Origin of the sequence: Herbidospora sakaeratensis (assembly GCF_001570525.1) — a bacterium.
GTDB classification, from domain to species: Bacteria; Actinomycetota; Actinomycetes; order Streptosporangiales; family Streptosporangiaceae; genus Herbidospora; species Herbidospora sakaeratensis.
The window spans coordinates 358,455-374,244 of sequence record NZ_BBXC01000010.1 but is presented as its reverse complement, the minus strand read 5'-3'; the positions used below and the strand labels follow the sequence as shown (position 1 = coordinate 374,244).

At 71.1% G+C, this 15,790-nt stretch carries 3 protein-coding genes; all 3 read right to left on the bottom strand.

Annotated features, from left to right (window positions below):
• Nucleotides 1-8 precede the first annotated feature (8 nt).
• The 3 genes from AW271_RS14875 to AW271_RS14865 are packed head-to-tail and all read right to left on the bottom strand — an operon-like array spanning nt 9 to nt 15,756.
• Nucleotides 9-1,166: a hypothetical protein gene (locus AW271_RS14875; RefSeq protein WP_062337101.1), complete on the bottom strand. Its 1,158-nt coding sequence runs from the start codon at nt 1,164-1,166 to the stop codon at nt 9-11.
• Nucleotides 1,167-1,174: 8 nt separating this feature from the next.
• The gene (locus AW271_RS14870; protein WP_062337098.1) at nt 1,175-2,983 is read right to left on the bottom strand and encodes a hypothetical protein; all 1,809 of its coding nucleotides are present in this window, start codon (nt 2,981-2,983) and stop codon (nt 1,175-1,177) included.
• A complete protein-coding gene (locus AW271_RS14865; protein ID WP_062337096.1) occupies nt 2,983-15,756 on the bottom strand; it encodes a hemopexin repeat-containing protein in 12,774 nt (4,257 codons plus the stop codon). Before AW271_RS14865 ends, AW271_RS14870 begins: the two co-directional genes overlap by 1 nt.
• Between the last annotated feature and the right edge of the window lie 34 nt (nt 15,757-15,790).

The window sequence follows — 15,790 nt, the reverse complement described above, 5'->3', positions numbered from 1 at the left end:
GGGGCTCCTCAGGACAGGCCGATGAACTCGATGCGGCCCAGGAAGTAGGCCGCCTTCAGCCGGTCGGGCCCGGCCGACTCGAAGAGCTCGACGGCGGCGGCGCCGGAGGAGCCGTAGCCGACGTCGCCGACCTCGGGCAGCAGGTCGGCGGTGAGCACGTCAGCGACGCCCTCGACCAGGATCTGCGGGTCGGCCGTCTCGGCGGCCCGCGCCAGGTAGTGGGGGTGCGCGAGCCGGTGCAGGAACTCGTGCGCCACCGTGCGGCGCAGCTGCGGCCCCTCGGGAATGCCCGTCGGCACGTAGACCGGGCTGCGAAGGCCGCCCTGGTGGGCGGGGCTGACCTCGATCACCTCGCCCACCAGCGCGTCGAGCTCGGGCGAACCGGCCAGCCACTCCGTCAGCAGCGTGTCGAGCCGCTCGCGGTGGACGGCGTGGTCGTAGCCGTCGAGCAGCGCCCCGGCGGCCGGGTCGCGGCCGAGCAGGTGGACCTGCTGCCGCAGGTGGGCGAGCCGGTCGGCGTCGCCGGCCGACCGGACCGACGACGGGAGCACGTTGTCGGCGAACACGTACCCCTCGTGCAGCGGCCCGTCGGCCCGCGCCATCGCCCACATGGACGGGTCGGCCCGGACCAGCGCCTCGATCTCCGCGGCGACACGGCCGAGCAGGCCGGGGTCGACGAGCTCGTCGAGCTCGTCCGCCCCGGCGTCCCTGACCTCGACGAGCCGCCTGGCCAGCAGCGGAAGCAGCTCCGCGGTGAGCCGGTCGGGGTCGAACCGGCCGGTGGCCGGGAAGAAGGCGGCCGGTCGCGGCCGGGCCAGCGCCGCCGGGAGGGTGGTCTCCAGCCACCCGGAGACGGTGAGGATCTCGAACTCGAACCCGGGGTCGCCGGGCTCGTGGCGGCGTCTGACGGCCTGGTCGACCAGGAGCGAGCAGGCCCGGCCGCCGTCGAAGCCGGGACCGGCCGCGTCGCCGTTCTGGAGCAGCAGGTCGAGGCCGTGCAGCAACCAGCGCTGGGCGGCGGCGTCGTGCGCGGCCACGTCGACCCACCGGGACGCGGACTCGTCGGCGGCCAGGGGGCCGCGCAGCCGGGACTCGAAGGAGCGGAAGTCGTTCTCCACGTCGGGCGGGGCGGCGGGCAGGTCACGTTTGGTCTTGGCTAGGGGCATCAGGTCACCTACAGGCCGATGAATTTGACGGCGCCCAGGAAGTAGGCGGCCATCAGGTTGTCGAGGCCCACCAGGGCCTTGATGGTCTTGGCTTTCTGACCGGCGGTGCCGTAGCCGACCTCCAGGTGCTTGGCGGCGGGTTCCTCGAAGGGTTCGTCGCCGAGGATCAGCTGCCGGATCTCGCCGTTGCTCCGCACCTCGTCGACGAGCTGGGCGAAGAAGTGGGCGGTGAGCAGGTCGGTCAGCCCCTCGGTCAGCACCTGGCCCTCGCCGATGTTCCAGCTGGCCTCGGTCAGGTTCTGGTGGGTGAGGGCGTGCAGGAACTCGTGGATCAGCGTGCGGGCCTGCCGCCAGCGGAACTGGACCCGGCTCATCACCTTCGTGCTGGGGAAGAAGGGCTGGACCATGATCTTGCCCTGCCCCTTGGAGCAGCAGGCGGTGAGCCTGCTGACGGCCTTCAGCGCCTGCTTGAACTGCGGGTTGCCCAGCAGGTCGGCGTAGATGCGCTGCAGCGCGTCCCGGTCCTGCTTGCGGGACGGGTCGTAGCTCGCCGCCGCGAAGGGCGCGCCGTAGTTCTTGCCCCACCCGATGAGCTGGCCCCGGTTCATCAGCCAGCCGAGCAGCTCGTTGTCGTCTCCGGGTTTGCTCTGCGTGCTGACGAGCTGTTTCTCGTACGTCCACCCGTTGTGGTAGAGGCTGTCGACGGCGGCCAGCGGGAAGGTGCCGAAGCGGTCCTTCAGCCAGCCCTGCAGGAAGCCGGCCACCTTGGCGATGTCACCGATGGCGTGCACCTCCATCGGTTTGCCGGTCTCCCGCCAGGCCTTCCACTCGCTGATCACGACCTTGTACATCAGGTTCTTCATCTGAGCATCGAGTTGCCGGGCGTCCAGCGGCGGGAGGACGAGGATCTCGCCGCGTTCGGTCCGGGCCGGGTGGTAGAGCGCCAGCAGCTTGAGGACCTTGGACGGGTCGGGCGGGTCGAGGCCCGCCAGCAGCTTGCCCTCGACGAAGCCGCCGACCTGGAGGATCTGCATCTCGAACCCGTGGGAGGGGGCCGAGATCGACAGCCGGCTCTGTTTCCTGGCCATCGCCATGAGCCGGTCGACCGCCTTCTTCGGATCGACCCCCATGGCCGCCAGCGCCTCGGCGTTGTCGGACAGCAGGCACAGGGCCCGCATCACCCAGACCGTCATGCGCGGGTCGGCGGCGCCGTACTTGGCGATGAACGCGGCGCCGATCTGGTCCGGCTCGCCCGTGATCCGCGCCATCCGGGCGTCGATGAAGGCGGCCTCCTCGCCGTCCTTCATCCGCTGGAGCGGCCCGTAGTCGATCTTCAGGGTGATGCCGAGCTCGGTGACCGGCAGGTGGACGGCGTCGTCGGACCCGGGGAGTTCGAGGAGCTCCTCCATCTCCCTGATCATCTGGAGCACGTCGGGCGAGATGCCCTGGTCGGCGTCCGACTCCCCCGACTCCTGCGGCTCGTCGGGGACGACCAGCACCTTCTCCTGCTCGGTGGACGACGAACTGCCTTCGCCGGGCCGCCGGATGTGGATCGTGATGTCGCTCCGGTCGGTACGCCGGGTGGGGGCGGAGCGGGTCCACGGAGTGCGGGTCGAGGTCACCGTCGTGGTCGTGGTCGTGTTGCTGGACGGGGTCGTGTTGTTCGAAGGGGGCTGCTGCCGGCGGGGCTGGGGGCGGGCCAGGCCGAAGACGCTCGCGAGGCTGAAGCCCGGCGACGGCACCCGGTTCCCGGTCTGGGACGCGGGTGTCGTCGTCGTGGTGGTGGGCTGCTTGTTCTTTTTCTTCTTCTTCAGCATCACGCCGCCCGGTAGGTCAGGATCAGCCCGACGTCGGCCAGCGCCTCGCGGTCGCCGTCGCCGGTGAACGTCAGCGTCTCGGCCCGCAGGCCCGGCACCCGGAGCATGGTGCCGTCGTTGACGGCCTGGCCGTTCAGCAGCAGCCGGGCCGATCCCCAGTCGGCCAGGTCGTAGCGGGCGTACAGGCCGGTGAGCTGGACGCCGACGATGTCGGGGAACAGGTCGGGCGTGAGCGGCAGCACCAGGTCGCCGCCGCCGGTGAAGGTCTCCCACTCGGTCGGGAACTCCCCGGCGACGTCGATGTAGCGGGCGGCGGCGTACGGCTTGCGCATGCCCCTGACCGCGTTGGCGAAGACGTCGCCGCCCTGTTCGGCGGTGTACTTGACCAGCAGCGTCACGTCGTAGAGGTCCCACGGGCGGCGGCCGGTGACCTCCATCCTCCACGTCGAGACCGCGCCGGTGCCCTCGAAGGGGAGGTAGCGCTCGTCGTCGAAGCGCAGCTCGAACAGGCCGTTGTTGTCGCGGTGCTGCTCGGTGTCCGACAGGGCGATCTGCTGGGTCGGCCGCCAGTCGGACCTGATCGACCCGGGCAGGTCGCCCTTGGCGTCGAGCAGGTAGCGCACCGCCTTCGGGTCGGGGGTGAGCACCGTCTTGTGCCCGGTCTGGGTGAGCACGGCGTTCACCTCCAGCGGGCCCTCGGGGCCGTCGAAGACCACCGAGATCGTCTTGATGCGGCGGGCGTAGTGGCCGGGGAAGTCGCGGTCGAACAGCGCCTCGGTGAGGGCGAACTCGCAGCGGCCGTCGTTCTTCAGGTTCAGCACGGCCAGGGGGTCGAGCTGGAGCAGCGAGATCCGCTTGGTGATCTCGAAGCCCCGGCCGTCGGCCGAGACGTAGGCGCTGCCGAGGCGTTCGAGGTCGACGCCGAGGGCCTCGCCCGCGAGCAGGCCGGCGCGGCGGCTCTCCCAGTAGACGGGCTGGATGTAGGAGTCGTTCACGCCGTGTTCGTACTGGTAGGCGCGTTCGGCCGCCTTGGCGGTCTCGTGGGCGAGGCCGTAGCTGGCGAAGTACATCTGGGCCAGCCGGCCGGCCTGCCACTGGTAGAGCTCGGCGTTGCTGAACTTGCCGGTGAGGAAGGTGGCGACCGCCTCCAGGTCGGCGATCTCCTGGTCGATGATCTCCAGGTCGCGCTGGGCCTGGGCGAGCTGGGCCCGCGCCGAGGCGACCTGGTGGCCCAGTTCGCGGTGGTCGGCCTTGGCGAGCATGACCTGGTAGGCCCACTCGTCTTCCTGGCGTTCCTGCTCGACGCGCACCCCGTAGAGCTCGCCCAGGACGCTGAGGCCCTCGCCGAGCGCCTCGGCGATCTCCGCGCCGGTCTCCATGGCCTTGCCGACCTGCTCGCCGCCGATCATCGTGCCGAAGATGAACGGACCGGCCAGCAGCTGCGGGGCGGCGTACGCGATGACCGCGCCGACCTTCAGGCCCGCGCCCGTCAGGTGGGACGCGGCGGCGGCCGTCATGATGTCGAGCTGCGACCGCTGGAGCGAGGTCAGCCCGTCGGCGATCTGCTTCTCGTAGTACTTCTGCCGCGCCTCGGCGGACTCGCGGGCGGCCTCCATCTGTCCCAGGTACTGGGTGGCCATCTCGACCTGCGCCTCGCGGACCGCCCGGGTCATCTGCCGGATGTTGCCCTCCTGCCGGTTCTGCAGGATCGACAACTCCTCGGCGTCGCGGCGTTCGAGCACGCCGAGCAGTTCGCCGCCGAAGGCGCGCAGCCGGTCGACGAGGTCCTGCGCCTTGCGGTGCAGGAAGCCGAACCGGTAGTGCGGCACCGGCCCCGCCAGGCCCGCGCCGACCTGGTCGGGGGTGAGCCCGGCGGCGGCCCCTCTGACCAGCGCCATCACGTCGGCGGGCGGCTCGAACAGCGGCAGCGGACGGCTGACGCCGAGGATGTCGAGCGAGGCCCTGATCTTGCGCAGCCGGTCTTCGACCCGGTCCCAGTACTCGCCGAGCACGGCGTTGCCGGGGATGAAGAAGTAGCCGTCGGCCACGCCCCGGTGGATGGCCCCCATGCCGTCGAGCAGACTGCCGCCCGCGGTGACGCGCTCGGCGTAGGGGTCGCCCTCCTGCGCCGGGTCGAGCTCCCGGTAGCTGCGCACGTCGGGCAGGTGCCGCCGCCCGACGCCCTGCGGGCGGTCGCCGAGCAGGTCGTAGGCGAGCACGTAGAGCATGCGCGCCTCGTCGACCGACTCCATCGTGTACTGCCGGAACAGCAGGTCGCCCCAGTCGAGCAGGTTGTCGACGTAGGCCATCACGACCGCCCGCCGGTAGGCGGTGGGCCGCAGCGCGGCGATGGCGTGCGGGTCGAACGGGTCGTCGAGGTAGGTCTTCAGCAGCGCGCCCCGGTCGCCCATGAGGTCGTACTGGCGGCGCAGGCGGGCGATCATGCCGGCCTTCTCGCGCAACCGGTCGTACCCCGCGAACGGCTCCGCCCGGGCGGCCAGGCCGTCGAGGAGCGCCTCGTCGGCGGGGGTGCAGGCGCGGGCGTGGTCGAACAGCGGGGCCAGCGTCTCCAGGTCGGCCAGCAGCGGCGCCATGTCGACGCCGACCTGGGCGGGCAGGTTGCGCAGGTCGATCCGGCAGCCCTCGACGAGCGCCCGCAGGTCGATCGCGAGGAACGGCACGAACCGCCAGTAGCGGTCGGGCTCGGTGGGGTCGAAGACGTACTCGTACCAGCGTTTGGCGTCCTCGAAGCGCTGGGCCGCGTTGAGCGCCTGGGCGATGAGCGTCGGCGCGTGGAAGAAGATCTCCCAGTAGTAGCGGCCGTTGGCGCTGTGGAAGTCGATGTGGCTGCTCACCGGCACGCCCGCCAGGTCGTCGAGCACCTGGATGGTGGTGGAGCCGGAGGTCGTCGTACTGAAGGCGGGCAGTTCGTCGATCTCCTGGGTCTCCGGCGCGAGCAGCGCCGGCACCCCGCCGACCAGCAGGCGGCGGTTCAGCTCGAAGGCGGTGCTGGAGGTGAGCCGGACGATCTCGTGCGGCACCGACGCCCATTCGTAGGGCCGTTCCAGCACGCCGCCCTTCGGATTGACCGCGTAGTTGCTGTCGAGGAACAGGATGAGCTCGGCGTCGGTGTCCATGGCGCCGTTGTAGGTGCCGACGAAGTCGGGCGGCAGCGACCGCCAGTTGCCCTCGATCGGGACGAAGTCCTTGATCGCGGTGAGCTCCCGGTCGGCCGGGATCGCCGTGTAGTCACCCTCGGCGAAGACGTAGCGCTGGTCGCCGCGTTTGAACGTGGCGTCGATCTCCCGCGGCAGCTTCTTCGGGTAGCCCGCGTCGGCGACGGCCGGGATCTCGTTGCCGGTCATCGTGTAGCGGAACAGGTCGAGGCCGCTGACCAGATAGAGGTGATCGCCGTCGACGTAGGCGGCGTCGACCGACCCGCCGAGGTTGAGCCCGGTCGAGACGCGCCCGAGGGGGCGCGTCGGCCGGGGGGTGGCGTCGGCGCCGGCGGTGTAGGTGTCGTCGCCGAAGTAGTAGGGCGTGCCGAGCATGTCGATCGCCGACCTGATCTTGCGGTCGCCGGGCAGCTGGTCGGGGTTGTCCTTGAGGTCGCGCGGATAGTCCTTGTCGGGGGCGGTCTGGGCGATGTCGGAGTACTTCGAGTAGGTGGAGTCGAAGATCAGGAAGAGGGTCGTGCCCCGCGTGAGGGTGGCCTGCACCCGCGACTTGTTGCCGAAGCGGCTCGCCACCTTGGTGGTCCCGGAGAACACGCCGGAGTCGACGTCGCGGGTGACCAGGTCGGAGCCGTTGATGAAGTACTCGGTCCGGCCCATCGTGAACGCGGCGTTGATCGAGTGCCACTTGGGAAGGTTGTCGGGGTTGTCCCTGATGAGCTTCGGATAGCCGAGGTCCATCCGGTTCAGGCCGGTGAAGCGGTAGTACTCCGCGCCCGTGAAGATGAAGTAGTGGCCGTCGCGCACCAGAACCGCGTCGACCCGGCCGGTCCGGGCCAGTTCGGAGCCGCCGACGTCGCCGAACCGGTCGGCGATCTTCTCCGTGGTGGTGCGGACCGGGCCGGTGGGCTTGATGACGACGAAGTCGGGGCCGTTGAAGTAGTAGCGGGAGTCGCCGCGCTGGAACCCGGCGTCGATCTTGGTCCACTGGGCGGAGCCGGGCCGGTCGCCGCCCTGGCCGGGCAGCCGGTGGTTGTTCTCCTTCAGCGGCAGGACCTGCGCGTCCTCGCCGGGGTCGGCGGTGATCGGGCGGACCAGGAAGCTGCCGCCCTTGTGGTCGACGCTGAACCACGCCCCGTCGGTCGACTCGGCCGGCATGTTGAACCGGATCAGACCGCCGACCGGCTCGGCGAACACCTTGCCGGGTGCGATCGGGCGGGGCAGGGCGGCCGGGGCGTCGATCGGGAGGGCGTACAGCTCGGGAGTGAGCGCGTGTGACGTGTCGAAACCGACGCCTCCGGCCTGGTAGGCGGCGGAGACGACGATCGAGTCGTGGGCGCCCTTGCCGGGCACGGTCGACGACGCCCGCACCGTCAGATCGTCGACGACGACCAGGCCGTCGTGCAGCGCGCCGGCAGGGAGGGTCTGGGTGGCGACCCACTCGCGGTTGAGGTTCTGGAAGGAGTAGCAGACCCTGACCCGCTTCTTGGGCGGCGGGGCCGACACGTCCTGCTTGTCGCCGTTGGTCTTGGTGGTGATGACGGTCTTGCCGGTGTCCTCCGGGGCGACCGACTCGACGACCGTCCAGAAGACGAAGACCCGGCCGAAGGCGTGCACGGGGTGCACCAGCTCGGCGTCGATCGCCACGTCGACCCGCGACCACGGCTCCCAGCTGGCCGACAGGCGCTCGCCGTCGCGGAACTCGGCCTCGCGGAAGTACCACCGGCGCGGTTCGGTGCGGGTGCGGCCGAACAACACCAGCTGGCGGGTGCCCTCGGCGTCGTCGTCGGCCTTGTAGACGTAGGCCCCGGCGATGGCCAGGCGGCTGACCTCGGTGTACTCGTCGAGGTAGCGCTTGTAGGCGCGCTGCACCGACTCGGCGGTGATCTCGCCCTGGAGGAGGTCGTCCTCCAGCTCCTTGAACGCCGGGGTCTTGGTGTCGCGCAGCTCGGGGCGGATGTAGTTCTCCGGGTAGAGGAAGACCTTCCGGTTGGCCTCCCAGATCCGGTAGTTCTTCAGCCACGTCCACCAGGTGCGCAGCTTCGGCTTGACGTCTTCTTCCGAGGTGAGCTCTTCGAGGTCGAGCAGGTAGCGGTGCAGGTAGAGCTGGGTGGCCGCGATGGCCTCCCGCACCCGCGAGGTGACGCCCTCCTTGCCCATCTCGACGTCGATGAGGGCGTGCTCGTAGATCTGCGCGGCGGTGGCCAGGTCGGGGTGCAGGTGCAGCACCGCCGGGACCAGCGCGTCGCGCTTGAGCACGTTGAGGTCGGCGTGCGCCAGCGGTGCGAGTGCCTCGGGCAGCAGCGCCTCCAAGGTGTCGGCGCTGGCACCATGAAGTTTCGACGGCCCCGCGCCGGTCTTGGCGGCGACCGCGAACAGGCGCACCAGCTTGAGCAGGAACTCGATCTCGAACCGCTCGTCCTCGACGGGGAACTCGGTGATGAGGCCCGCGTTGCGCTTGGCCCAGCGCAGTTCCTCGACGTCCCAGGGGAAGATCTCGGCCAGTTTTTCGTACGGCTCCGCCGCGCCCTTGGCCAGCAGTTCCGCCAGCCCGCTGTGGCGGCGGCTCAGGTCGGCGAACTCGGTGATCGTGTGGACGTCGGACAGCCGGTAGTCGGCGGCGTCCGACCAGCGGTGCCGGAACAGCTGCGGGAAGGTGCGGTCGACCACGTCGAGGCGGCCCGAGTAGCGCACGTATTCGAGGTCGTGGACGAGGTAGGCGGCCTCGCCCAGGGTGAACGCGCCGGTGACGCCGTCCTCGAAGGTGCGCGGCAGGTCGCCGAAGTCGTCGCGGATCGTGCGCGGGAAGCCCTCGTCGGCGTGCTTCAGGTCGGCCGAGGAGTAGCGGACGTACTGGCCGCCCCGGAAGACGTAGAGCTCGCCCTTCGCCGTGACGAACGCCGCGTCGACGGTCGTACCGTCGGCGAAGTCGTTGCGGATCCTCCCGAACGTGGTGGCGACGTCGCCCAGCACGCCTCCGGCGGTGAACTTCGTGCCCTTGAAGAAGTGCACGACGCCCTCGCGCAGGAACGCGGCGTCGACCCCGTCGCCGAACTCGGCCGGCAGGCCGGTCCAGTCGCTCTCGATCGTGCGCGGGAAACCCTCGTCGACGTAGAGGTAGTCGCCGCCGGTGTAGCGCACGTACTGGTCGCCGGAGAAGAGATAGGTGTGCCGGTCGCGCACCAGCGCGGCGTCGACCCTCTGCCGGTCGGCAACGGCGTTGCGGACCCGGCCCAGCAGCCCGAGCGGGTAGCTCGCGGTCAGCGCCGTCGACACCGCGAACACGGTGCTCCCGACGACGAGGTGGGCGGTGCGGTCGTTGGCCACCGCCGCCGCCACGGGGGTGTTCAGCACGGCGTCCTCGAACGCCTCCGGCAACCCGGCGAACGCCGCCTCCCGGCGCAGCTCGACCGCGATCGGCTTCGGGTAGCCGGGGTCGACGTGGCGATACTCCGTGCCGGTGTAGCGGACGTACTGGGAGCCGCCGAACAGGTAGGTATGCCCGCCGAAGACCACGGCGGCGTCGACCTGGGAGCCGAACGGGTTGACCGACCGGCCCCACCGCGACCGGATCTCCTCCGGCGCGGAGAAGGCCCGGTCGGCGTAGCGGGTGTAGGTCTCGGTGAAGAAGAAGTACGTCGCCCCGTCGGCCCCCGTGAACGCCGACCGCAACCGGTCGCCGGTCGCGACAGAGAAGCCGCGCCAGACGCGCTCGATCGGCCGGGGGTAGGACCACAACCCGGTCGCCTCGCTGAACTGCACGCAGCGCTCCCCCGCGAGCAGCAGCATCGTGTCGCCCTCGAAGATCACCGCGTCGGGCATCGGGAACCCGTCGGGCGCCTTCCAGAACGTCTCGTCGGTCAACGTCGGGTAGCCCGGGTCGGGGGTCGTGTACGCCCCCTCGTCGCCGGAGTAGACCAGGTGCCGCATCATGCCCGCCGCGTCGGGGTGCTCGAACACGTACGTCTTGCCGTCGCGGTGGTAGGCCAGCCGCACCCCGGTCAGCCCGCCCCAGTGGTCGGCGATCGGCTTCGGCTCGCCGTCGATCACGTCGGGCGAGTCGCCGTAGACGACGAACTGGTCGCCCGAGAAGAGATAGGTGCGCCCGTCGCGGCCGACGAACGCGGCGTCGACGGCGTTGTCCTGGTAGATCGTGTTGCGCGGGCGGCCCCACTCCTCGTCGAGCGGATAGTCCTTGCCGATGGCCGTGTTGAGGCACATCGTGCCCTTGAACAGGTAGACGTTGCCGTCGGCCCCGGTCAGCACGGCGTCGAGGCCGCTCCGGTAGTCGGCCGGCACGGTCCGCAGCGCGAGCGGCCGGGTCTCCGCGCCGAAGGCGGGCCCTTCGAGGGCGTGCTGCCGCCGCCACCCGGCCGAGGTCTGCACCATCACCGAGCCGTGGTCGACGTAGGCGGCGGTGACGCCGGGGAGCTCGTAGGACCGGGTGAGGGAGTCGGACACCGCGTGCCAGCGGTCGCCGCGGAACAGGTAGACGGTCCGGCCGTCGGCGAACGCCGCGTCGACCCCGTCGAGCTCGACCGTCAGCGCCTTGAGCCGGGGCTCCGACTTCAGCGACGACAGGGCCTTCGGGTAGCCGAACTCGACGTGGTCGTAGTCGTGGTCGCGGTAGCGCACGTACTGCGCGCCGGAGAAGAGATAGGTGTAGGTGTGCGTCGACTCGATCCCGTCGGCCTTCTCGGTGACGTCGACGACCAGCGTCGCGTCGACCCGGCCGGTGCGCTGGATCGTGTTGACGACGTTGCCCCAGAAGTTGGCCGTCGTGGCCGGGTAGCGGTCGTCGATCTCGGTGTAGTCGGCGGTGGAGTAGCGCACGTACTCATGGCCGGAGAAGACGTAGGTCTTGCCGTCCTTGCCGACGAAGGCGGCGTCGACCGTCTGGAACGGGATGCTGTCCCACCGGGAGAGGATCGGCATCGGCTCCGACCACCAGCGGTGGCGGTTGTCGAAGACGGCGAACCGGCCGCCGCTGAACAGGCAGGTCTCGTTGTCGCGGCCGGTGAAGACGGCGTCGATCGAGCCGAACGAGTCGGGCAGGTTGAGCCAGTTCTCGGCCAGCGGCTTCGGGTAGCCCTCGTCGGGCCGGGTGTAGTCGCGGGTGGAGTAGCGGACGTAGAAGGGGGTGTCGTCGCCGTACACCTTGACGCGGTCGCCGACGCGGCGGATGGTCAGCACGATCCCGCCCTCGGCGGTCACCTGCCACTGCGGCGAGCCCCCGGTCACCGGGGTGGTGGCCCCCACGGTGACGCCGTGGGCCTGGAGGCGGCGGCGCAGGGCGGGTGAGCAGTTGCCGTCGGCGAGTTCGGCCTCGTAGTCGGCCGGCAGGTCGAGGATCAGGCCGACCGGGCCGAACAGGTGGGCGGAGCCGTCCATGACGAACGCGGCGTCGACCCGGTCGAGACCGCCCCAGTCGCCCTCGATCGCCCTGGGGTAGCCGGGGTCGACGACCGAGTAGTCGGCCGAGGAGTAGCGGATGTACCGGTCGCCGCTGAACAGGTAGGTCTTCCCGTCGAGGCCGACGAACGCGGCGTCGACCCGGCCGCCGGGCAGCGCCTCGTTCGGCACGCCCCAGACCTCGGCGGTCGGCCGGATCTGGCCGCCGGGCAGCGCGACGGTCCGGCCGTCCTTGAACAGGTGGACGGTGTCGCCGGCCGCGAACGCCGCCTCGACGGCGCTCTCGAACTTGACCGGCAGGCCCGGCCACCAGTTCTCGATCCGCTGCGGGTAGCCGTCGGCGACCCGGACCCCGTCGTTCTCCGGGTTGTCGGTGTAGCGGATCACCTGGTTCCCGGCGAACAGCAGGTAGCCCTGGGCGTCGGCGTACGCGGCGTCGACGCTGGTCGCGCCGTCGAAGGTGTTGCGGATCCGGCCCCAGCGCTCGGTGATCGGCTGCTCCTGCCGGCCGTCGAAGGAGCGGTCGCCGGAGAACACGTGGGTGCGGCCGTCGTGTCCGTGGAAGACGGCGTCGACGGCGTCGCGGAAGCGTTCGGGCAGCGGGGTCTCGCCCTGCCACCACTCGGCGATCGACCTGGGGAAACCCTCGTCGGCCACGGTGAACGGGCCGTCGGCCGAGTAGCGCAGGTACTGGTCGCCGGTGAACAGGTGGGTGCGGCCCTCGGCGTCGACGTAGGCGCCGTCGATCTTCTTGGGGGCGGTGAAGCCGTTGCGCACCGAGCCCCAGGTCTGCGCCTTCGGGGCCCAGCGCTGCTCGCCCTTCGCGCGGGTGAAGGCGTGCGACCTCCCGTCGTCGCCCCGGCCGATCAGCCAGTCGACGCCGTCGCGGGTGAACGCGGCGTCGATCGCGGTCAGCCCGGAGAACCGGGGCGACAACTCGGTGAGCGCCTTCGGCCGCTGGTCGGCCAGCTCGTGGGAGGCGGCGGAGTAGGTCCAGTAGGACGCGCCCCGGAACAGGTGGATCAGGCCGTCGTGGCCGCTCAGCAGGGCGTCGAAGCGGTCGACGCCGCGCGGCAGCGCCAGCGGCTCGGGGAACTTCCCGGCCAGGTCCTGGTCGCGGAAGGCGACGGCGACCTCGTCGACGTCGAGGGCGAGCTTGGCCGCCAGCCGGGCGAAGCGGCGCAACCGCCGGTAGACCCGGCGGAAGTCGGGCCCGGCGGCCCCTTGCACCGCCGGGGCGACCAGCACGTCGAGGGCGCCGGGCGCGACCGCCGCGCCGATGGCCTCGACGACCTGCGACGACACCCCGAAGACGTCCTGGAGCACGTTGAGCAGCGTGCGGTGCTGGCGGTCGGCGAGGTCGCCGAGGCCGGCGGCGATCTCGGCGATGGCGGTCAGCTGTTCCTTGGCGGTGGCGTGCAGCACGAAGAAGACGTCTTTGGCGTAGTCGTCGACGCCCGGCAGGGTGAAGTCGAGCGCGCTGGTGACCTGCCGGAAGTAGCCGAGCCGCGCCTCGGGGATCGCCAGCGACGGCGTCAGGTGCCCGGCCTCGACCAGCATCTCGACCAGCCGCGGCCGCTCGTCGTCGTCGAAGCCGAGTTCGCCCAGGGCGGCGAGGTCGATCCGGTAGGGCGCCTGGGCGCGGGTCAGCGCCACGACGCGTTCGAAGACGAGCTCCCCGTCTCCGTCGGTGAAGCCCTCGCCCAGGTCGACGGTGCCGTCGGCGTCGTCGAGCTCGGCGCGCAGCTCCTCGTGGATCCGCCCGCCTCGGGTGATCGGCCCCTCCAGGCGCCGCACCACGCGGGCCGCCATGGCCGTGTCGGCGAGCGCGGCGAAGTCGTCGGGGGTGACCAGGTGCATCTCGGCCTTGACGGCGGCCAGCTGCGCCTTGATCGCGTCGAGCACGACCCGGCGGACCGGATAGAACTCCAGCGCGATGCCGAAGTCGGCGACGTCGAGCACGGCGAGCGCCGCCTTGTCGGCGTAGCACAGGTCGGCGTCGAGGAAGCCGTTGAACCGCAGGCTCTGGGTGAGCGAGTCGAGCTGCTCGGCGGTCAGCCGGAGCTCGGCGAACGTGGCGCGGTCGAGCTCGATCCGGGCCGCGCGGAAGGCCGCCGCCCGGTCGCGCAGCAGCGCGAGCACAGCCGGGGCCACGTCGTCGAGCGGTGCGTTCACCCGGAACTCGGTCACGTTGACCGGCTCGGCGAAGAAGTCGGGGTCGGTGAGGTCGCCCTCGTCGGAGAGGTGGCCGTTGTGGACCAGGTTGTCGTAGAGCTCGGCCTGCTCGGCCTCGGTCAGCTGCGGCAGCGCGCTCGCCAGGTCGGAGGGGTAGAAGGCCCCCTGGAGCCCGGCGATCACGCCGAACAGCTCGTCGCGGTGGGCGGCGAAGTCGCCGGCGAGCGTGAGCCGGTCGGGCAGGTCCTCGGTGGCCGGCAGCCCGTCGGGCCGCAACACGCCCCGGATCACCAGATTGGCGAAGATCTTGGACGTCAGCCGGTCGGCCAGCCCGAGCCCCTCGAAGTCGCCCTCGGCCAGCACGCCGAGGGCGTCGACCGCCTGGTAGGCGGCGGTGGCGACCGTCGCCGGGTCGAGCCGCAGCAGCCGCGGGTCGTGCGGCGAGACCACGCCGTCGCGGCGGGCCGCCAGCGCCTCGTGGACCACCCGGGCGGCCCGGTCGTCGAACCGGTCGGAGACGAACACCTCCGGGGTCAGCGCGACGGCGGCGAACTGGTCGGCGATCGAGGCGATGACCTCGGCCTGCTCGGCCGCCGACTCGGGCGTGGCCGGTTCGCCCAGGATGCCCGTCAGGTCCTCACCGGCGAACCCCCACGACCGCATCCAGGTGACCACCTCGACGAGGGTCTGGGCCAGCCAGAGCGAGGAGACCGGGTCGTCGTCGCGTTCGAGCATGCGGTGGACGTCGGCCGACGTGGGCGCGAGCACCGGCAGCACCGGGAAGGTCGAGTGGCGCTCGATGGCGGGGTCGTTCTCCAGCGCGGTCAGCACCGCGAACAGTTCGGCGACCGACAACCCGAGGTGGCCGGTCAGCCGGGCGACCCGGTGGAGGACCACGATCGAGGCGCGGCTGATCTCCCGGTCGAACGGGCTCTCCTCCAGCGGCCCGGCGTAGCGGTCGCGGAACCGGCGCACGGTCTCGACCAGCTCCGACTCGGCCATATCGTTGGAACGTGCCAATTCGCGGCGGAACGTCCGGTTCTGCGGGGCGAGGATGTCGCCGGCGGGGCGGGGCAGGTCGCCGACCTCGGCCGGGAGGGTGCGTGTGGTCAGCGTCTCGACCAGGTCGAACGGGACGTCGCGGGTGCGGTGGAGGTGGGCGGCGGCGGCCACCGCGCGTAACGTCTCGGGTTCGAGCACCGAGGTGAAGGCGCCGACGACCCGGTCGAGGTCGGTGAACGACAGGCCGGTCTTCTTCGCCAGCCGGATGAACCGGTGGGCCCGGTCGAGCCAGGCGTCGGGCGGGTCGCCGCCGCCGCGGAGCTCCAGCGTCCGGCCGTCGTCGGCGACCTCGACCACGGCGCCCTGGTGGACGAAGGTGCCCGAGAGGGAACGTTCCAGCTCCGGGTCGCCGTAGAGGAGTTCGGTCAGCTCCACGCCGGTGAGCGAGGCGGCCTCCAGGAACCGCTCGACGTCGTAGAGGACCGAGGTCGGCTCGCCGTCGAGCCCGTAGGCCACCGCCAGCCCGGCCGCGTCGGCGCGCGGGGTGGTGATGACCCTGACGTCGTCGTCGGTCAGGCCCAGGTAGAGGCGGGCGACCCGGTCGCGGTCGACCTCGGCGGCGAACAGCCGGTAGAACTCGACGGCGTCGACGCCCAGGTGGCGCAGGTAGGTGGCGAACCTGGCGGCGTCGAGCGAGAACGGCAGCGCGAGCGGGTGCTCCAGACCGGTCAGCTGACCGTAGGGGTCGTCGCCGACCAGCGCCTCCAGCACCTCGTTGACGATGTCGAGGTAGGGCACCGTCGTCGAGGTGTTCTCCTCGTCGAGCGGGATGGCCCCGATGCCGGGACGGCGGCGCAGCAGCGAGACGTCCTGGAAGGTCTCCTGCAGGAAGGTGAGCAGGTCGGTCAGATAGGCCGCGGGCGAGTAGACCGAGCGCGCCTCATCTCCCGTCCGCAGATCGAGTTCTCCGAAGAGTCGTTCATAGCTCGGGATCGAAGCATCGCTACGCACGCGGAAGTCCCCTCCATCGACGGCCCCCGAAATC

Bases quoted from the DNA above. Each gene is read 5' to 3' on its own strand.
- AW271_RS14875 (WP_062337101.1), bottom strand. From the start codon at position 1,166: ATGCCCCTAGCCAAGACCAAACGTGACCTGCCCGCCGCCCCGCCCGAC.
- AW271_RS14870 (WP_062337098.1), bottom strand. From the start codon at position 2,983: ATGCTGAAGAAGAAGAAAAAGAACAAGCAGCCCACCACCACGACGACG.